We start from the raw sequence: 14,818 nt of genomic DNA on the forward strand, positions 1-14,818 counted from the left end.
AGTGCAGGCCGAGGCATTCGGCCGGTTTCAAGGAATCGCGGGCAAACGAAGCCCGTGGAGGCGAAAAATCGCCCCCGCTCGCCAAACTCAAATCACAGGTTCATGCAACGCGGCCCCGGGCGGGCCGCGGGTTCAACCGGGTATGCGGCGCAGGCTGCGGGCCGCGCTGGAAATCGCCCGGGCGGCATTGATCACCTTGGGCGCCAGTTCACGGCGGGCATCCTCCAGGCTCCAGCGACTGAACGGCACCGCCACGTTGACCGAGCCCAAGGGGTAACCGGCGGCATTCACCACCGCCGCCGCGACGCTGATATCGCCGGCGTAGTACTCCTCGTTGGCGTAGGCGTAGCCATCGTTGCGGGCCTGCTCGATCACCCCGCGCAGTTGCTCAAGGTCGGTGACAGTGTTGGCGGTGTAGGCCTGGCGGTTGGACTGTTCGAGAATCGCGCTGGACTCCGCCGCCGGCAGCGCCGACAGGTAGGCGCGCCCGGCCGCGGTGCAGTACATGGGCAAACGCCGGCCCAGGGGAATATGCAGGGATATCTGCTTGTGGCTGGGAAAGCGCGCCACGTAGAGCATGTCCAGGCCGCAGGGTTCCAGAAGGTTGCAGCTCTCCTCGATGTCGCGGTTGAGCTCATGCAGATAGGGGTTGGCACGCTCGATCAGGTCACTGGTCTGCAAGTAGCCGGTGCCCAGGTCCAGGGACATGGGGGTCAAGCGGTAGCGCTTGGTGTCCGGTTCCTTGCACAGGTAGCCCAGGGTTTCAAGGGTAAACAGCGAGCGCTGCACCGTGCTCTTGTTGAGCCCCGTGGCTTCGGCGATTTCCGCCGGGCTCATGCTCGGCTGCCCGGCACGAAAGATCGCGATAATGGCCAGCCCCTTGGACAGCGCAGTGACGAACAGCGGGGATTCTTCAGGTGTGGTCATCGGACAACAAATCCTTATTGAGTGTGACTGCCGCGCCTGGAGCACAGGCAAAAGCCGGACAGTGTGCAGGATACTGGCTGTCGGTGTTCATTCGAAGTGGCTCAGGACAATTCCCGGCTCCAGCACCGGGCAATTGCGTTGAAAACGGTCGACCGCAAACGGCCGCATGCGCTCGTCCACCACGCCACTGACCAGGGCCTTGGCCAATAACTCCCCCGCCGCCGGCGCACCGGCGTGGCCGTAGCACCAGCCGGCGCTCAAATGCAGGCCGCGCAGCTGCGGATGGGCGCCGAGCAAGGGCCCGAAGTCCTTGGAGATATGCACCAACCCGGCCCATTGGCGGAGGATCCGCGCCGCCCCCAGTTGGGGGAACATCTCGGCGTAGGCCTTGGCCGTGGCAGCCATCACCGGAACATCGGCGCCAAGGCTTACTTGCGGGCGCTCGGCGACTTCGGCGCCGCCCACAACTTCGCCACGGGCGGTCTGGTGCAGGTAGCAAAGACGATCAAGCAAGGCCACGGCCGGGCCGATCAGCGCCCGGGTCGGTTCCAGGGCCATGGCTTCCAGACGCATGGGGTAGCCCTCCAGCGGCACGCCGGCCATGTCCGCCAGGGCATTGCTCTGAGCGCCGCCGGCCAGGATCAGGGTATCGCAGGCAATCCGCTGCTGGCCGACCCAGACCCCGTCGACCTGGCCGTCGCGCTGGTCAATGGCGGTAACCTCGGTGCGATAGCGCACATCCACACCCCGGGCCTGGCAGGCCTTGAGGTAAGCGTGCATTGCTGCGTGATGGGGCGCCACGCCGCTGTCGGGCAGGTGCAACGCCGCACTGACCCGCTCGTGGGCCAGGGCCGGCAGCACTTTGCGCAAGCGGCTCGGGCTGAGCATTTCCGAGTCGATGCCGCAGTCGCGGTGCACCTGCAAGGTACGCTGCAACAACTGCGCGGTGACTTCACGCTCGCCGACCATGGTGTAGCCGCGCCGGGAGAACATCACGTTCTGCCCCAGGCGCCTGGACAGCCCCAGCCACAGGCGGTTGGAGTGGGCGAAAAAGCGCGTCCACTCCGGGGAGCTGAAGGCGCCGCGAATCAGCGTGCCGTTGCGCCCGGAAGCACCGCCCTGCCAGTAGCCGGCATCCAGCACCAGGATGTCCCTGACCTTGAGCTCGGCAAGGTTGAACGCCAGCGCCAGGCCCTGAATGCCGCCGCCGACAATTACCACCGCTGCCTGGCGTGGTAACTCCATTGATCCGTTCATTGCAATGGCTCCACTACGTCCACCAACCCCGCAGCCTGGGCCACGGTCAGGCTGCGCCGGGGGGGACGCAGGGTTGGTCGCGCCAGTTCCCGCAAAGGTAGACCGCTGCGGGCGCTGACAAAAGCACGCAAGGCATCCCAGCAGGGTTGTCCCTGACACGGTCCCATGCCACAGGAGGTCAGGCGCTTGATCACTTCCAGGTCGACAATGCCTTCGTCGATCAGGGCCGCGACTTCCGCGCCGGACACGTCCATGCACGGGCATAGCAACAGCGGTTCAAGGTCGCTGACCGGCAGCGCCTGGTCCTCGCGAGCGGCGGTGCCGACAGACTCAAAGCGACTGCGGCCGGCACGCAACTGGCCTAGGCCGTGGGCCGCGCTCTGAAACGCCAGGCTGGCCTCCTGCAACCAGGGGCCGACATGCACCAGCGCATCACAGACGATCGACTCGGCGAACTCCACACGTTCCACCCGCTGCTGCCCGTCGATGCGCCGCAAGCCGCTCAGGCTCTTGACCGCCGCCACGGTCACCCCGAGCTGCCGCAACCGCTCGGCAACCTGGGTCTCTTCGCCATTGCCCGCCACCACCACCGCGCTACCGGGCGCCACTGCGCAGTCATGGGCCAGGGCCAGGGCGCAACGGGCGTCCATCACCCCGGGCAGCCAGGCGCCGGGCACCAGCGGCGGGCAGCTGCGGCTGCCAGTGGCCAGCAGCACCTGCTCGGCGCTCAGGGCCACGGCGCCCTGGGTCGGATTCTGGGGCGCGCCCAGCAGCAAGTCGCCGTCACGATAGGCGCCGAAGATCTCCACGCCATACAGCGTGCGAACCTTGGCCGAGACCTGCGGTGCCCGATGTCCGGCCGCCTGCAGCAAACGCGCCGGGCGATCCCCGCGAGACACCAGCAGCACATCCCGCCCCTGCTCCGCCGCCGCATTGGCCGCCGCGCAACCGGCGGGGCCAGCGCCGATCACCAGTAGTTCACAACTCAGGGCCTGGCCTTCGGGCAGCGCCAGCGCGGCCACCCGATCCCGATCAGCCGGCCGCGCCACACCCGCAAGAAAGGCCAGTAATGCTTCCCAGTACTGGAACAGCCGGTTGCCGCTGGGAATCAGATTGGTGTGTTCGAAGCCGCCTTGAATCCAGCCCGAGGGAATCCAGCGCGCCAGACGCAGCACATCGAAGCCGGCGCTGGGCCAGCAGTTCTGCATTTCAACCTGCATGCCCGCCCGCACCTGGACCTGGTCCAGGCGCACGTTGGGCAGACCGTCGACCCGTGCCAGCACGCCGTTCACATAGTTGCCCGACAGGCCCATGGGCCGGTGGGACTTGCGGCTCCAGGCCAGGGTGCGAATGCCGTTGGCCAGCAGCGCCGCCGCCACATGCTCGCCCACGCGACCTTGCAGCGCGCGACCGTTCCAGAAGAACTCCACCTTCTGCTGCGCGCCATGGGCCAGGCGCAACCCCGGACGACTCATTGCAGCGCCCTCTTTTTCGCCCGGCTCTGGGCGGTCAGGCTGATGGCCAACATGATGATCGACAGCAAGGTCATCAGCGTCGCCACCACGGCGATCACCGGATCGATTTCCGAACGCAGCGAGCTGAACATCTTGCGGGTCAGGGTCGAGGTGTCGCCGCCGCTGATAAACAGCGAGATCACCGCCTCATCCAGGGACACGGCGAAGGCGAACATCGCCGCGCCGATCACCGAGAAGCGGATCTGCGGCAAGGTCACGTCAAAGAACGCCCGTAACCGGGTGGCGCCGAGAATGCACGCCGCGTGCTCCTGCGTCATGTCATAGGAACGCAGGCCAGCCTCGACGTTGATGATCACGTAGGGCAACGCCACCAGGGTGTGGGCCAGCACCAGGCCGGGGATGGTGTTGTTCAGCTCCAGCCGCGCATAGACGAAGAACAGGCCGATTGCGGTGAAAATCACCGGCACGATCATCGGCGCCAGCATCAACCCGCGCAGCACTGCGGTGAAGCGCTTGCCGCTGACATGCAGCGCGTAGGCCGCCGCCGTGCCCAGGCTGGTGGCGATGAGCATGGTCAGAGTCGCGGTGAACAGCGAGACACGGGTCGCGCTCTGCCACTCCAGGGAGCCGAAGTAGTTGAGGTACGACTGCCAGCCCAGGGACTTGGGCGGGAAGCTCAGGTAGCGCGCATCCGACAGCGACATCGGCAGCACGATCAGGGTCGGCGCGATCAGGAACACCATCGCCAGCAACATGAACAAGTAGAGCCAGCTGCGCTTGGCTTCGCGGACCAGGTTTCGGGTTAAACGGGACATGGCTTCACTCACTCCGCTGACGAAGGCCGGCGACCTTCTTGACCAGGTACATCAGGGCCAGGGTCGCCAGCAACAGAATCACCCCCAGGGACGAGGCCGCGCCCCAGTTGGCGTACATCGACACATCGCTTTCGATGCGCATCGACAGCATCTGCACCTTGCCGCCACCCAACAGTGCCGGGGTCACGTAGAAGCCCAGACTGAGGACGAACACCAGGGTCGCGCCGGCAGTCAGGCCCGGCAGCGATAACGGCAGGAACACATCACGAAAGGCCCGGGCCGGCGAGGCGCCGAAGGTCGCGGCGGCCTGCTGGTAGATCGGGTTGATGCTCTTCATCGCTGCGTAAAGCGGCAGGATCATGTACGGCAGCATGATGTGGGTCATACCGATCACCGTGCCGGTGAGGTTGTGCACCAGGGCCAGGGGCGTGTCGATCAGTCCAAGGCCGGCTAGCATTTCATTGACCAGTCCACGCCGTTGCAGGATCACCAGCCAGGCATAGGTGCGCACCAGCAGCGACGTCCACAGGGACACCAGCAACAGCGCCATGGCCAGGTTGGCGAGCATTCGCGGGCCATGCACCATGCAATAGGCGTAAGGGTAGCCAATCACCACGCAGATCGCGGTGACGATAAAACTCACGCTGAAGGTCTGGCTGAACGCCAGGGTATAGATCGGCTGCAGCAAACGGCTGTAGTTCTCGGTGGTCCACTGGCCTTCGGCATCGAACAGCGACAAGCCGAACAGCCAGCCGATCGGCAGCACGAAGGTCACCAGCACCAGGAGCAAAGCCGGCAGGCCCGGGCTCAGCAGCCACCAGCCATGGCGCCGGCTGGCGCGCTGCAACTGCTGGCGATGGGGCGCCTCGGTTGGGCTCAGGGCAAGGTTCATGGCGCGTCCCCCACCACCAGGGTATCCATCGGGTGCAGGCCCAGGCGCACGCTTTCACCGCGCAGCGGCAGGCGCTCCACATCCGAACTGCGGGTCGGCCGGCGGATCGACACTTCCGCGCCCTGCTCCAGGGTGATCTGGATCAGCTGGCTGTCGCCCTGGTAAATCACATCCCGGACCCGGCCCTGCAAACCGTTGAAGCCTTCGCTATCGGCGCCGATGAATTGCAGCTTCTCCGGGCGCACCACCAGGTTCGGGTTGCACAGCGCGCCACGGGGCGGCGGACATTGCAGGGCCACCTCGCCGAGCCAGACCGCACCGTCGCGGATCTGCACCGGCAGGCAGGAGGACTCACCGACAAACTCGGCGATAAAGCGGTTGGCCGGACGCTCATAGAGATTCTGCGGTGTGTCGATCTGCTGGATCCGCCCCTTGGTCATCACCGCAATACGGTCGGACAGGGTCAGGGCTTCGCGCTGATCGTGGGTCACATAGACCACGGTCATGCCCAGGCGCTCGTGCAGACGGCGAATCTCCAGTTGCATGGTTTCCCGCAAGCGCTTGTCCAGGGCCGACAGCGGTTCGTCCATCAGCAGGATCTTCGGTTCGAAGACAATCGCCCGGGCCAGGGCGATGCGCTGGCGCTGGCCGCCGGACATCTCGTCGATGCGTCGTTCCACCAGGTGATCCAGCTCTACGGTGGCCAGGACCTCATGCACCCGGCGGCGGATTTCCTCCCGTTTATAGCCGCGCAGTTTCAGCGGATAGGCCACGTTTTGGAACACGTTCATGTGGGGGAACAGCGCGTAGTTCTGGAACATCATGCCCACGTCGCGCTTGTGCGGCGGCTCGAAGACCATCTCGCGGCCGCCGAAACGGATGCTGCCGCTGTCGGGCTGGACAAACCCCGCCAGAGCCATGAGCAAGGTGGTCTTGCCCGACCCGGAGGAGCCCAGCAGAGAAATGAACTCACCGCTGCGGATGTTCAACGACACATCGTCCAGGGCGGCGAACGCACCGTAGGTCTTGGTCAATCGCTCGATGTCGATGGCGATCGACTGGCTTTTTTCTAGGGACATAGTCAACTCAGCGCAAGGTAAAGGCTCAACTCCAGGGCCACCCCAGGGGCGGCCCGCAGCCTCCCTGGATGCCTAAGCCGCCAGGGAGTCGAGCATGAATCAGTTCTGGATGAACAGGTCGAAACGGCGTTGCAGCTCGGCCTGATTGTCCACCCACCAGACCGGGTTGAACATGGCCACCTTGTCGATATTGGCCGGGGCCGTGGGCAGCTTGGCGGCCATCTCCGGCGGGATGATCCCGGTGTCGTAGGCCTTGCTGTTGATCGGCGGGTTGGGGATCAGCATGACCAGCCGCGCCTGGCTTTCGGCGGACATGATCTGGCCGATCAACTTCATCGCCAGCGCCTTGTTCGGCGCGCCCTTGGGCACCACTACGCAATCGTAGTCCAGCAGCGCCTGGTTATAGGTGTAATCGACCGCGTCGCCGCCCTGCTTCAGCTCATTGACCCGCGAGGCCCAGATCGACAGGAAGTCCACTTCACGGCTGCGTAACAGCTGCGCCGAGTCACTGCCGCTGGCCCACCAGTTGACCACTTGCGGCTTGATTTTTCCCAGGACCTTGAACGCCCGCTCCACATCCAGCGGGTAGAGATTCTTCGGCGCCACGCCATCGGCCATCAGCGCCAGTTCGAGGGTGGTGAAAGGCTGCCGATAGAGGGAGCGGGAACCCTTGAGGTTGGGATCGAAAAACTCCTTCCAGTTCTTCGGCACCGCCTTGCCGGTATCGGTGGCCCAGGCCATGACCGTTGAATAGGCATTGCTGGCGATCCAGTTCTTGCCATACAGCGACTGGGCCACGCCATGGGTGTCGATCACCGAGAAATCCAGGGGTTCGGTCAGGCCCTGACGCTCGGCCAGCACGCAATCGTTGGACGCCAGCTCCACCACATCCCACTGTGGCTTGCCGGACAGGACCTGGGCGCGCACGGCGGCCAGGCCGTCCATGTTGTCCTCCTTGATGGTCACACCCAGGGCCTTGGCCGCGGGTTCCAGGTAGGCCTTGCGCTCGGCATCCTGCAGGGCTCCTCCCCAGCCAGCGAAGGTCACGCTCGGGGCCGCGTGGGCCGTGCCGAGGCACAGCAGTGAAAGCGTCAAGGCGCTGATGGTTTTGGTGCTGGTGGTGATCTGCATTGGTTGTATTCCCTGGGTCGTTGTCAAAGGACAGGCAACAGCTGAAACACGGGCGTCCTGCCCTCCAATCGAACTCGATCCTGATTCTTATTGTGGTAACGCCGGGTGCAGCGGTCTCTCAATCATTGAAATTCATCATCACATGGCGCACGCAGGTGTAGTCCTCCAGGCCGTAGACGCTGAGGTCCTTGCCATAGCCGGACTGGCGCAGGCCGCCGTGGGGCATTTCCGTGGCCAGGGTCATGTGGTCGTTGACCCAGACGCAACCGTACTGCAATTGGCTGGAGGTGCGCAGCGCGCGCTTCACGTCGCGGGTCCAGACCGAGGCCGATAGACCGTATTCGCTCTGGTTGGCCCAGGCCATGACCTGTTCCTCGTCGTCGAAACGGGTCACGCTGACCACCGGACCGAAGACCTCCTTCTGGACGATTTCGTCTTCCTGGCGCACCCCAGCGATCACCGTCGGCGCATAGAAGAACCCCGGAGCCTCCAGCACCGCACCGCCCACCAGCACTTCGGCGTGGGCCAGGCCGCGTGCGCGGTCGACAAAGCCAGCGACCCGCTGTTGCTGGCGACGGCTGATCAAGGGCCCGAAATCGCTGGCCGGATCGGTGGGGACGCCAGTCTTGAGGGTCGCCACATTGGCGCTCAGGGCTTCGATAAAGCGGTCGTGAATTTCATCGGCCACATACACACCCGGCAGGCGGCGGTGCAGTCCTGGCCGGCGTTGTAGTAACCGCCGGTGCGCAGCATGTTCACCGCGGCGTCGATATCGGCATCGGCGAACACCAGCACCGGCGCCTTGCCACCCAGTTCCAGGTGGGTGCGCTTGAGGTTGCTGGCGGCCGCCCGCACCACCGCTTGCCCGGTGGCGATATCGCCGGTGACCGAAACCATGCGGATTTTCGGATGGCTGGAGAGCTGCTCACCCAGGGTCGCACCGCGCCCGGAGAGAATATTGACCACTCCGCGCGGGAAGATATCGGCGCACAGTTTGGCCAGGTACAGGGCGCTCAGGGGCGTCAGCTCGGAGGGTTTGAACACCACGGTATTGCCGGCGGCCAGGGCCGGCGCGAGCTTCCAGGCGGCCATCAGCAGCGGGTAGTTCCAGGGCGCGATCAACCCCACCACGCCCAAAGGGTCACGGCGGATCATGCTGGTACGACCGGCCACATACTCACCGGCAGCACTGCCCGACAGGCAGCGGCTGGCCCCGGCGAAGAAGCGGAACACATCGACCACCATTGGCACTTCGTCGCCAATGGCTTTTTGCAGGGGCTTGCCGCAGTTCTGGCTTTCCAGCGCCCCCAGGGCCTCGGCATCCCGTTCGATGGCGTCGGCCAGTTTCAGCAGTAACGAGGCGCGCTGGCGCGGTGGCGTCGCGGCCCAGCCGGGGAATGCGCGCTCGGCGGCGTCCACCGCCTGGTCCAACTGCGCCGGCGTGGCTTCGGCGATCACCGCCAACTGGCGCTCATCAGCCGGGGCGATGATCAAGTCCTCGGCTCCCAGGCCTTTGACCAACTGACCGTCGATAAGAAATTTGCTGTAGATCATGACTAGCTCCAGAAAAATGACCCGCCTCAGCGGGCGTCTTGAAAGCGATACCAGCTGTAGGCCAGGCGTTGGCCCAGGCGCAGGAACGGCTGGAAGGGAAAACGCTGGGGTTGCTGATGCAGAAAGCTCGCAGCACTGGGTTTGCCGACGCCCATGACCATGTCCGCCAAGCGCTTGCCGGCATGCAGCGAGAACGACACCCCGCTGCCGGCATAGCCACCGGCGCTGAACACGTTGTGCAAGTCCGGCACCTGGTAGATATAAGGCAGCGAGTTCTGGCTGACCGCGACCCAGCCGCCCCAGCCATAGTCGGCCGGCACCTGGCTCAACACCGGAAACTTGCGCCGCAGAGAGTCGAGGAGATACTGCCGATGCACCGGGTTCTCCGCCTCGCGCCCGGTCACCGCGCTGCGACCGCCGAACAGCAGGCGGTTGTCCGGCAGGCGGCGGTAGTAGAACAACAGGTTGCGCGTATCGAACATGCAATCGCTGGACGGCAGGCTGTTGCGCACTTGCTCGGCCGACAACGGCGCGGTGACGATAATCTGCGAATGCACCGGCAACACCCGGCCGGCCAGTTGCGGATGCAGGTCCGGCGAGGTGTAGCCATTGGTCGCCACCACCACGCTGCGGGCCCGCACCACGCCACCCGGGGTCACCAATAGATGGCCCTTGGCATCGCTGGTCCAGCCGGTCACCGGCGAGGCCACATGGACCTTGACCCCGGCCGCCCGGGCCATGCGCTGCACGCCCCAGGCCAACTTCAGCGGGTGCATGGCAAAGCCGTCGGGCATGCGCAAGGCGCCGAAGGATTCCGCCCCGGCATGGGCGCTCTGCAACTGCTCGGCGCCGACAAAATGCGCCGGGTAACCCAACACCTCGTTGTACAAACCGGCTTCGCGCTTGAGTGCCTCGGTGTGCTGGGCCTTGGTCGCGACCTTGTACACACCGTCGGGCTGGGCATCGCACTGGATACCGCCTTCGGTGATCAGGGTCTTGACCGTCCCGAGGGCCGCTTGCATCTCGCCGAAGTAAGCCTTGGCGGTGTCCTTGCCATGACGGGCGATCAACTCGGCCAGCGGCACCCGGCCACCGGAAATCCGCGCAAAGCTGCCGTTACGACCGCTGCAGCCCCAGGCGCTGGTGTTGGCTTCCAGCACCAGCACCTGGGCCTGGTGATCCCGGGCCAGATGCAGGGCACAGCTGAGGCCCGTGTAGCCGGCGCCGATCACCGCCACTTCGACTTCCAGGGGGCCGCTGACCGGACCGTCATCGACCGGCGCCTCACCGGCGGTATCGACCCAATAGGACGGTGTGTGGACTTTGCCCGTGCCGGGATTGGAATGCACCAAAGGATCGTACATCTGGCCTCACGTTATCGCTGTGCGATATCAACTAATCGGTTTTTACCAGACTACGAGCGAGTGTCGATATCGGTCAACGATTATTTGCAATAATATTCTCCATAACTGAATTCGAAAATCGTATTGACACCCAAGAAAATAACCATAAGACTTGACATTATTCGATTTTTAATTATCGCAATGCGATATTTAAAAGCGAATCAGCGACCTCGATGACGCCTGAAAACAATAAATCCACGTTTCGCCAACCTTGCGACAGCCTGCCAACCACCCCTTGCACCTGGGCTGACGGCTGCCCGAAACGAACTTCAAAGGAAAATCGATATGAAACTGTCCCCCCGCTCCCTCCCCGCCTGCATCGCCGGCTGCCTGCTGTTAAGTGCCCACTTGAGCGCCGGCGCCGCGACCCTGACCTTCTCCGGCTGGGGCGGCGCCTTGCAGGATGCCGAGCGCAAGGCCTACCTGGAGCCGGCCGCGCAGGCACTCGGAATCACCATCAAGGAAGACAGCATGGATGGCCTGGCCGCGGTGCGTGCCCAAGTGCTGTCAGGCAAACCCAAGTGGGACATCGTCGAACTCGGCAGCATGGAATGTGCCCAGGCCCAGCGCGAAGGCCTCTCCGAACCCCTGGACTACAGCGTAATCAAGACCGATGGCGTGGACAAAAACGTCATCGGTAAGCACTGGATCGGCACCCACGCCTACGCCACCGTGGTGGCCTGGGCCAAGGACACCGGCAAGCCGGTGGCACAAAACTGGGGCCAGTTCTTCGATCCTTCGGTCAAGGGCGCCCGGGCCTTGTACCGGCAACCCTGGCTGACCATGGAAGCCGCACTGCTAGGCGACGGCGTGGCCCCGGACAAACTCTACCCGCTGGACGTCGAGCGGGCGTTCCGCGCCCTGGAGCGGATCAAGCCCCAGGTCAGCAACTGGTGGAGCGCCGGCGCCGACTCCGCGCAATTACTGCGCAGCCGCGAGGTGGATTTCCTGGCGATCTGGAATGGCCGGGTCAACGACGTCAAGCATGACGATGCCAACGTCGACTACAGCTTCGACGGCGCCCTGCTCAGCCACGACTGCCTGATCGTGCCCAAGGGCGCACCGAACAAGGCCCTGGCCATGCAGGTGATCAACCAGATCATGAGCGCGAAAAGCCAGGCCATGCTGGCGACCTTTATTCCTTACGCGCCGGTCAACAGCCACGCCTACAAGACCGGGCTGATCAGCGAAGAACTCTCCAAGCGCCTGCCGACCTCGCCGCAGAACGCTTCGCACGTGGTGATGGTAAACCCCGAGTGGTGGGTCGAAAACCAGGAAGCCATGCAGAAACGCTTCGCGCTGTTCGTCGTCCAGTAAACACCTCAAGCACCGTATCGAATGGCCCGGCAGCCTCAGGCAGGCTGCCTTTCGCACACAAGGGGAAGACCATGAGCAACACCATGAAGGCCGCCGTACTGCACCGCGTCGGCGAACCATTGAGTATCGAACAGGTGCCGATTCCAGTGCCTGGGCGCGGCGAAGTGCTGATCAAGGTCGTCGCCTGCGGGGTGTGTCACAGCGACTTGCACGCCATCGACGGCGATTGGTCGGCGTTGCCATTGCTGCCGCTGATTCCCGGTCATGAAATCACCGGCCATGTAGTGGCGCTGGGCGAAGGCGTGCAGGAGCCGGCGATCGGCGAAGCGGTCGGAGTGCCTTGGATGTACAGCGCCTGCGGCACCTGCGAATACTGTCTGGGCGGCATGGAAACCATATGCGCCAACCGCGAATCCACCGGCTACAGCAAACCCGGTGGCTATGCCGAATACATGGTCGCCCCGGCCGGCTTTGTCGCGCGGATTCCAGCGGGTGCCGACCTCTATGCCCTGGCCCCGATACTCTGCGCCGGCGTCACCACCTACCGCGGTCTGATGCGCTCGCGGGCGCGCCCGGGCCAGTGGGTCGCGGTGCTGGGTATCGGCGGCCTCGGCCATGTCGCGGTGCAATACGCCCGGGCCATGGGTTTTCGCGTGGTGGCGGTTGATGTTTCCCAGGACAAGCTCGAACTGGCCCGCAGCCTTGGCGCGGAATGCCTGATCAACGCCCGCGAAGAACCGGTGCAAGCCATCAAGGAGCAGCTCGGCGGCGTGCATGCGGCACTGGTCACCGCGGTGGCCAATGCGGCGTTCGAACAGGCGGTGGGCATGCTGCGTCCAGGAGGCACAGCGGTCTTCATCGGCTTGCCCGGTGGCGACGCCGACACCGTTCGCGCCTCGATCTCGGCCATCAGCGGATGGGAGTTGACCATCACCGGCTCCAATATCGGCACCCGCCAGGACCTCAACGAAGCAGTGGCCTTCGCCGCCCGCGGCCAGGTCGCGGCGCAGATCGTCACCGAGCCCCTGGATGGCATCAACCAGGTGTTCGAGCGCATGCGCAAAGGCCAGTTGGTCGGGCGCACGGTGCTGAAGATCGCCTGACCTCGCACAGACCAGGAAGCGGAACCCCCGCTGCTTGGTTCGGCGAGCCCTGCGCGCTTCTTTTTTTGGCACTGTTGTTGTAAAAATCTTTTCCAACACTCATGCCCGACGCTCTCTATGGGAGTGGCTTTAGCTTTAAAGCAGCGAACTCGACAACGACTATGTTCGTCCAAGGGCTCATGCGATCAACCCTGTCCACTACTCGGCCTCAGGCAGCCCGAACCTTGAAGCGCGCCACCAATGCACCCATTTCCCGCGCCAGACGGGTAAGTTCTTCACTGGCCCTTCGAGTCTGATCCGCGCCCTGACCCGATTGATCGGCCAGCTCGCGAATATTGAGCAGATTGCGGTCCACTTCTCGGGCCACCTGGGCTTGCTCTTCCGCCGCGCTGGCGATCACCAGATTACGCTCGTCGATTTCACTGATGGCTGCGAAAATTTCCTCGAGCATAGTGCCGCTGGTTCGAGTCACCTCAAGAGTGCTCAATGCCCGTTCGCTGTTGAGTTGAATCGAATCGACCGCGATGCCGGTGCTGCTCTGGATATTGGCAATCATCCGTTCAATTTCCAGCGTCGACTGTCGAGTACGATGGGCCAGTGTTCGCACCTCATCGGCAACCACTGCAAAGCCACGACCTGCCTCTCCGGCGCGCGCTGCTTCAATGGCCGCATTAAGTGCAAGCAGGTTAGTTTGTTCGGAAACCGAGCGGATCACATCCAGCACTTTGCCAATATCATCGGCTTGGCCGGCGAGGCGTTGGATCACAGAGCCGGTATTTTGCACATCGCTGCTCATGGCGCCGATTTCATCGAGCACCTTGCGCACCTGTTCGCGGCTAGCGTGTGCCAAGCGATTGGAAGCACTGGCCGCTTCGGAGGTTGAAACTGCGTTACGCGCCACCTCCTCAACCGCCACGGTCATTTCCGTCACCGCGGTAACCGCTTGCTCCAACTCGGCGTTTTGCTGCTGCAGGCTGTGGGTACTGCCCTGAGTGACTGCACTGAGCTCCTGCGCAGCGCTGGACAACAACGCAGCCGTCCGGCCGAGGTGTGCCAGCGTATCGCACTGGCTTTGCTGCATATGCGCCAGTGAACTGAATAATTGCCCGATCTCGTTACGGCTGCTGACCTGAATAGACCGGCTGAGGTCTCCACTGGCCATGACATCGAAGTGCTTACCCGCCTCACGCAGGGGTGCCAGGACGCGACGGGCGATGAACCACCAACAGCCCGCTGCAAGCAGCACCGTAAGTGCAATCAGCGCCACCGCGCTGGCCTGCGCGTAATAGAGTCGCTGCTCCGATTCGACCATGGTGGCTTGTGCGTAACGGGTAATCAGGTTGGTAAACGTCTCACGCGCCTTGGCATAGGTCAGGCTGGTGGACTTCGCCTCATCGTTGATCCGGACATACTCGCTCAGATCCCCCGCACGGGTACTGTCGATCTGCCGGAGAACGGCCCGGCCGTAAGCAGCAAAGGCTGTTTGCAGTTCTTGAGCCGCCGTACGCAGTTGCGCATTCTGGACCGTCGGCAGGATTTCATCGACCAGCTTCTGACCATTGGCCAAGCGCTCCTTGGCCGCCAGTATGCCCTGATCGGCAGACTCGGCTTTGCCCGAAAGTCTGTCGAGCATCGCGCTGTGGCTGGTGGCACTGGCACGAACAGTCCAGATCGCCGCATTGTTGAGCTTGTCCAGTTGCACCGCGGTCAGCAGGTTCAGTGCCTTGATCTGACTGTCACTGACCCTGGCGCTGTACCAACCGTTCAGACTGGCAATCAACAAGCTGATGACAAACGCGACCAGTACGCCAAGCATCCCGGTACGGACTTTCATATGGGTGAACATAAAGCGCTCTCCTGCGAGC

The 14,818-nt window shown here is 63.8% G+C and carries 11 protein-coding genes and 1 pseudogene; 2 read left to right on the forward strand and 10 right to left on the reverse strand.

Annotated elements, in window-relative coordinates:
- Positions 1–132 precede the first annotated feature (132 nt).
- The 9 genes and pseudogenes from AC1MEE_RS13735 to AC1MEE_RS13775 form a co-directional block, all read right to left on the reverse strand.
- Positions 133–927, reverse strand: a complete 795-nt coding sequence (locus AC1MEE_RS13735; protein WP_480415866.1) for an IclR family transcriptional regulator — start codon at positions 925–927, stop codon at positions 133–135.
- A gap of 87 nt (positions 928–1,014) precedes the next feature.
- Complete coding sequence (locus tag AC1MEE_RS13740; protein WP_480415867.1) at positions 1,015–2,184, reverse strand: NAD(P)/FAD-dependent oxidoreductase; 1,170 nt, start codon at positions 2,182–2,184, stop codon at positions 1,015–1,017.
- Positions 2,181–3,659: a 2Fe-2S iron-sulfur cluster-binding protein gene (locus tag AC1MEE_RS13745; RefSeq protein ID WP_480415868.1), complete on the reverse strand. Its 1,479-nt coding sequence runs from the start codon at positions 3,657–3,659 to the stop codon at positions 2,181–2,183. Before AC1MEE_RS13745 ends, AC1MEE_RS13740 begins: the two co-directional genes overlap by 4 nt.
- On the reverse strand, positions 3,656–4,474 hold the full coding sequence (locus tag AC1MEE_RS13750; protein ID WP_480415869.1) for an ABC transporter permease: 819 nt from the start codon (positions 4,472–4,474) through the stop codon (positions 3,656–3,658). The genes AC1MEE_RS13745 and AC1MEE_RS13750 overlap by 4 nt, the downstream gene beginning before the upstream one ends.
- A gap of 4 nt (positions 4,475–4,478) precedes the next feature.
- Positions 4,479–5,366, reverse strand: a complete 888-nt coding sequence (locus tag AC1MEE_RS13755) for an ABC transporter permease (protein WP_480415870.1) — start codon at positions 5,364–5,366, stop codon at positions 4,479–4,481.
- Positions 5,363–6,445: an ABC transporter ATP-binding protein gene (locus AC1MEE_RS13760; protein ID WP_480415871.1), complete on the reverse strand. Its 1,083-nt coding sequence runs from the start codon at positions 6,443–6,445 to the stop codon at positions 5,363–5,365. Before AC1MEE_RS13760 ends, AC1MEE_RS13755 begins: the two co-directional genes overlap by 4 nt.
- Positions 6,446–6,544: 99 nt before the next feature.
- Positions 6,545–7,576, reverse strand: coding sequence for an ABC transporter substrate-binding protein (locus AC1MEE_RS13765; RefSeq protein ID WP_480415872.1), 1,032 nt, complete (start codon positions 7,574–7,576; stop codon positions 6,545–6,547).
- 118 nt (positions 7,577–7,694) lie between these two features.
- Positions 7,695–9,127: pseudogene (locus AC1MEE_RS13770) on the reverse strand (gamma-aminobutyraldehyde dehydrogenase).
- A gap of 29 nt (positions 9,128–9,156) precedes the next feature.
- On the reverse strand, positions 9,157–10,494 hold the full coding sequence (locus tag AC1MEE_RS13775; protein WP_480415873.1) for an NAD(P)/FAD-dependent oxidoreductase: 1,338 nt from the start codon (positions 10,492–10,494) through the stop codon (positions 9,157–9,159).
- Positions 10,495–10,818: 324 nt separating this feature from the next.
- Between AC1MEE_RS13775 and AC1MEE_RS13780 the strand changes: the two genes are divergently transcribed.
- Together AC1MEE_RS13780 and AC1MEE_RS13785 are read left to right on the forward strand one after the other, a co-directional pair.
- Positions 10,819–11,850, forward strand: coding sequence for an ABC transporter substrate-binding protein (locus AC1MEE_RS13780; protein WP_480415874.1), 1,032 nt, complete (start codon positions 10,819–10,821; stop codon positions 11,848–11,850).
- A 71-nt stretch (positions 11,851–11,921) separates the two neighbouring features.
- Positions 11,922–12,953 carry a zinc-dependent alcohol dehydrogenase gene (locus tag AC1MEE_RS13785; RefSeq protein ID WP_480415875.1) on the forward strand — a complete coding sequence of 344 codons (1,032 nt, stop codon included), beginning with the start codon at positions 11,922–11,924 and terminating at the stop codon, positions 12,951–12,953.
- A gap of 208 nt (positions 12,954–13,161) precedes the next feature.
- Here AC1MEE_RS13785 and AC1MEE_RS13790 read toward each other — a convergent pair whose 3' ends face one another.
- Complete coding sequence (locus AC1MEE_RS13790; RefSeq protein ID WP_480415876.1) at positions 13,162–14,799, reverse strand: methyl-accepting chemotaxis protein; 1,638 nt, start codon at positions 14,797–14,799, stop codon at positions 13,162–13,164.
- Positions 14,800–14,818: the final 19 nt, after the last annotated feature.

The organism is Pseudomonas sp. ASL3 (assembly GCF_056680425.1).